At 40.9% G+C, this 5,000-nt stretch carries 5 protein-coding genes (1 of these 5 running past the window's edge); 3 read left to right on the plus strand and 2 right to left on the minus strand.

Annotated features, from left to right (window positions below):
* Positions 1–656: 656 nt before the first annotated feature.
* Complete coding sequence (locus AAA970_RS27285) at positions 657–1,553, plus strand: replication initiation protein (RefSeq protein WP_338240123.1); 897 nt, start codon at positions 657–659, stop codon at positions 1,551–1,553.
* 256 nt (positions 1,554–1,809) lie between these two features.
* Here AAA970_RS27285 and AAA970_RS27290 read toward each other — a convergent pair whose 3' ends face one another.
* Complete coding sequence (locus AAA970_RS27290; RefSeq protein ID WP_053407009.1) at positions 1,810–2,208, minus strand: DUF3859 domain-containing protein; 399 nt, start codon at positions 2,206–2,208, stop codon at positions 1,810–1,812.
* Between the two features lie 219 nt (positions 2,209–2,427).
* Here AAA970_RS27290 and AAA970_RS27295 point away from each other — a divergent pair, with 219 nt between their 5' ends.
* On the plus strand, positions 2,428–3,714 hold the full coding sequence (locus AAA970_RS27295) for a hypothetical protein (RefSeq protein ID WP_338240124.1): 1,287 nt from the start codon (positions 2,428–2,430) through the stop codon (positions 3,712–3,714).
* Between the two features lie 30 nt (positions 3,715–3,744).
* Here the strand turns inward: AAA970_RS27295 and AAA970_RS27300 are convergent, their stop codons facing one another.
* Positions 3,745–3,885, minus strand: a complete 141-nt coding sequence (locus AAA970_RS27300) for a hypothetical protein (protein WP_338240125.1) — start codon at positions 3,883–3,885, stop codon at positions 3,745–3,747.
* A 449-nt stretch (positions 3,886–4,334) separates the two neighbouring features.
* On the opposite strand from AAA970_RS27300, the gene AAA970_RS27305 reads away from it, so the two are divergent.
* Positions 4,335–5,000: the 5' end (the start) of a replication initiation protein gene (locus AAA970_RS27305; RefSeq protein ID WP_338240126.1), read on the plus strand. It continues 807 nt past the right edge of the window; the window shows 666 of its 1,473 coding nt (coding positions 1–666); the start codon lies at positions 4,335–4,337; its stop codon lies off the right edge, out of view.

Genomic DNA, 5,000 nt, shown 5'->3' on the forward strand with positions numbered 1-5,000 from the left:
ATATATCGGAAAGATTACAAATTATAAGCGAAGGATCACAAATATTTAATCAAAGTAAGCTCAATCGGTAAAGGATTCCGGAAATCACCTCAAGCAGCCATCACAGTTACTGATGAGTGTTCAATCCTTGTCTTTTCCTACTCTCGCTTATAATTTGTTATCCTCGCGGCTACAACCTTCTTTCTATTCACTACATGCGAACATCCCTTTCGATTACAGATTATAAGTCTGCCGGAACCCTGTTTTTTTGACCAAATCGCTATTAAAAGCCCTGTATCGCTTATAATTTGTTATCCAAACAAGATTTTAGTCTGTTCATGCTACTTTGATTCGCGTATTCTCATGAATCTAATCACTTATTTCTGACGATCCTGAGTAATCAATACTCCTTTCATTTCTCTTTTACACTCTTCGCTTATAATTTGTAATCTTAAAACCCTCTTTTAAATCTTTTATATCTTTTAATACTTTAAGTCACTGCAACTCACTGATAGTCAACTCATTAACTCTTGTTTGGATTACAAATTATAAGCCTAACGATAACAAATTATAAGTCATTGGATTACAAATTATAAGTCTAACGATAACAAATTATAAGCGAGGATTACAGATTATAAGTGAGGGTTACAGATTATAAGTCTAAATAGTATTTTACCATGTTCAACATTGTTAAGGTTCATAACAATTTCGCTCAGAATGCTCAGTATAATATTTCCGAAACCGGAAAAAACATTCTCTATATGGTGCTTGGGATGTACAAAGAAAATCAGACGGTGGACACGGTTTATGAAATATTCCTGAAAGACATGGCGCTGGTTGCGAATAAGAGTATTAACTATCATCAATTCAAAACCGCTTGTGAAGAGTTGTCCGGACGAATCAAAGGGAAGTCTATTCCCACGCTATTTGTAGATCTTCCGGATGGTAAGAAGCAGTCTTACCCCTTTTTCAAGATGATTGAATACCAGGAGAACGAAGGATATATCAAAGTAGTACTGAATGATGAACTGAAACCTTTGTGGGATAACCTGACCAAAAATTTCACCCTGTTGAACCTACAGCAAGGCATGGCGCTAACAGGTAAATACACCAAAAGAATTTTCGACTACATTTCCTCTATCCGTAATTTTAAAGATCATTATGGAAAATATCCTTATATCGACCTGTTGGAGTTTAAAAACCTCATGCATTTAAGTGAGGAGGATTACTCTAAATTTGGAATATTCAGGGTAAGAATCTTAGATAAGGCAATTAAGGAGATTAATAAGTATTCGGACTTCAATGTGCGATACACACCGGTCAAAAAAGGAAGGAAGATTATCGGGCTCACCTGGCAGATCAGTAAAAACCCAAAAAAGCAAAGTGATATTCTGGAATACGAAGGAGTGCAATACTTCCGGTCTACGATTGTAAAACTGAACTCTGTAGCCAAGTCGTTGAAAGACGAAACCTATCGGATGCTGATAAAGGCGATTCATAGTGGCGAAGTCAATCACCTGGACCCTTATGAGGTGGAGAAATTTGTGATGGAGACTTTGAATAAGAATCAATAAAATGAACCGAACGGGCGTCCGGAAAAGTATAGACAAAGAAAAACCCAATAGTTATCGCTATTGGGCCCCAAAACTTAACCTACTTATGACTCCTGAAAATGCATTAGGTTTATAGAAAACCTTCTTTTGCCTTTCAATTATAATAGTGCTGTACTATCCCGATCTCCGCAGAACTATTTCCGTTTTTTTTCAATCAATCAAATTATTTCCTTCTCAAAAGTTATTCAATTGACTAATACTTGTCTGTTATTGACAACTATACCGGATCCACATAAATAGTCTTATCCGCGACCTGTTCCCCGTCAATATACGTTACCATCCTCCAGGGACCTATCTTGTCTTCTATTGTTGGGCCGAAGACGGAATCTCCCAGATAAAAAAGATATTCATTCTTATTAATCGGGACTTCTCCTGTAAACGGAGGTCGGACTCTACCCGCTTCATCCTTCACTCCCGGATGTTCAATCCTAAAAGTGATTCGCTTCCCTTTTCCCTTGGAAATCTTCAATACATAACCGAATTCCCGATCCAACTCTGCAGGTACCCGGTCCGTCAGTTTTTTGAAATCCGGTAAACTCAGTTGTTCCCGGTCCCACTTTTCGTACTCTCCGTAATTAATCATCTGCACTTCGGCAGTCTTTTTCTTTCTGGCCATTCACTCAATACTTCAATCAGATCTGTTTATTCAAATACCTTTCATCAGGCCACTTAATACCCTTTTAAACAAGTGATTACAACCACCTACTTCAAGCCCTTCTAACTGTTTGGCTGCCCGATAAACCTCCCTTCAAATCACCCCCAATTTAGGAAAAATGAAACTTAATGAAATTGCCTAACTTGCAGACTGAAAATGTTCGTTCGGAAAAACCCGGTCATGGAAGAGACTATCAATATCATTAGCAGAAGTCTGCGTCAGCAAGGATTCAACAACCAACTCACAGAGCGCACCATTCAGGAGATCCTGACTGAAGGCGGGCGTATCAAACAGCCACAGGAGCTGAACACAGAGATCAGAGTAGAGATTGAAAACCTGGAAAATGAAGCGCAGAATGCTTTCAAAACCGCTTTTGAAGGTGACCATAAACAGTTGATTCTCTTCGCACATTTCGTCGCCGCTTTCCTTCAGGAAAAGGACAAAGGAATCATACGGACCGGACATGAGCTCTGGAAAGTCATTAACCGCCGGCAGTTTTCCGATGACCAACTCACCCAGCTCCTGCGGGAAGTAGACCCTGCCACTAATCACCATTTCGGACTCGGGCAGCAGTTTGATCAACTCATAAAAGAGAACGAACAACTTTCTAAAGCAGGCGGACAGGCTAAAGTCATTGATCTTCATCCGGAAATCGAAAAAAGGCTACCAGGTAACTTTAGCACTCAACTGACCCGCGATTTCTCCGAAAATGAAGTGAAGTCATTACACGCCATCATTGGAATATTCAATCAGGCCAAAGAGCGGGAAGCCATGACTTACATCCGGGAATATGATGAATGGACCCTGGAATTTGAGATGAGTCAATACTATGAATTTTTCGGCTTACCCAAAAAAGAAGAAAAGGATGGTTACGCCCGTTTTGATACCCGAGGGCAAAACCGTGCACGCACCGGACTGGTTGAATTATCCAACCGGAAATTCATCATTCCGGAAGAGTATAACCAGGGTGATGTACATGTAAAGAAACTCAAGATACGGTCGCTAATTGACATTAAGGAAATCTCTGAGCACACCAAGCATCAGGGCAAGGCCTATCAGGCCATCGCGAAAACCAAGCATATCAAAATTTCTATTGACGGCATCTTCCTGAAGGATTTTGAGCAGAACTTCTTCCGCCTCCCAATCGACCTGAACAAGCAGATCGCCCAGACCCTGGGAGTAAAACGCGTATCCTCCGCTGTGCAGTTCTTCATCATCAACCTTTATGCCCTGGCCGAGCAGTCTTCCTCCGGAATTGTGGAGCAAACTTTCGAATCACTCATCGAAACCATGCGGCTGGAAAAAGCCTACCAGCAGCGCCGGAAAAAGCGTGTTCAGGAACGCATTGATCAGGCCATTGCCTGCGCCATTGACTTGGGAGTAATCACCAAATACGAACGCGCAAAAGTCATCAGTTCGGAGCTCGATATTTTCCGGTTTTACCTGAGTCCGGAACTCATGAATTAAGGGGTAAATCCGCCCGGAATTTTCCTTTTTTTAAAGCCTTTTTTTACTGCTAAAACCAGCTGGTTTTTCGTCTTTCTGTAAGCTTATTTTCCTCCCTTTTTTTAATGAAAATCCTGCGGAAAAATCTGATTTCATTCTGTTTTTTTCAGATTTTCCTTTAATCGGGTTCATGGGTCATTTTCCGAGTCAGATTAAGTGCCGACGGAAAAAATGAACCCAACTTCAATATTCGTGACGTAATTTTAGTTGCCTAATTCTTCGTTTATGTAATTATACTTTTAAAAAATATAACAAAACAACAACGGCAACTAAAACTACGCTTGTTGTTGTTTTATTGTTTTATTGTTTTATTGTTTTAGGGGCTTGTAACCTCTTGATTTCCAGTATAGTTACAAGCGCTTAGGCAACTAAAATGACGTCAACGGCAGTTAAAATGCCCCCAACGGCAGTTAAAATGCCCCCAACGGCAGCTAAAATGCCCCGAAGATGGCAACTAAAAATACGTTTAGTCAACAATAATTACGTTAGGTTAATTAAAATTACGTAGTTTTGGTGTTTCGGTCCGGATTGACGGAAAAAGTGAAACGAAAGAAGCCGGACGAAAATGAGCCCCAAAAACTATGAGTAAATTTAGTGAGATAGTAGCCTCAATTGAGAAGTATAGACTGGTCGTTAAATCCAATGATTTGGTGAATAGTCGACAGCACTTCAACGCCATGCAGCAACGGATTATTTTGAATGCTTTGGCCATGATTGACGAGCGGAAAGAATACGGCGAATGGATTGAAATCCGATTGAGCATTCATGATATTTTAGGCAAGCCGGAAGGAAGGAAAGTTGGCGGGAGCGAATACCGCGCAGTGAAGGAAGCGACGATCAAATTGACAGAGTCTTCAGTGCAGATGGAACGGGTCCAACCGTCAGGTAAGATTCGCTGGGAGTCGATCTCGTTCATCTCCTACGCTACGGGAGAAGAAGGGAGTGATGAGGTGATGATTCGTTTCGATCCGGCGATGAAGCCATTCCTGCTGAACCTGAAGAGTAACTTCACCACCTACACCCTGGAGCAGGTTCACCGCTTCCGGAAAGTGCATTCCATTCGAATTTATGAGCTTTGCAAGCAGTATTTTCCGAACATCAAAGAGCGGAGATTTCAATTGTCGGAGTTTAAATACCTGTTGACTTTGGAAGATAAATACCCTAAGGTCAGTAATTTAGTGAGGGCGGTATTGCATCCTTCTTTGGAGGAAATTAATAACTATTCAGACCTGAATATCGAATACAAG

Origin of the sequence: Persicobacter diffluens (assembly GCF_036244895.1) — a bacterium.
Lineage (GTDB): Bacteria > Bacteroidota > Bacteroidia > Cytophagales > Cyclobacteriaceae > Persicobacter > Persicobacter diffluens.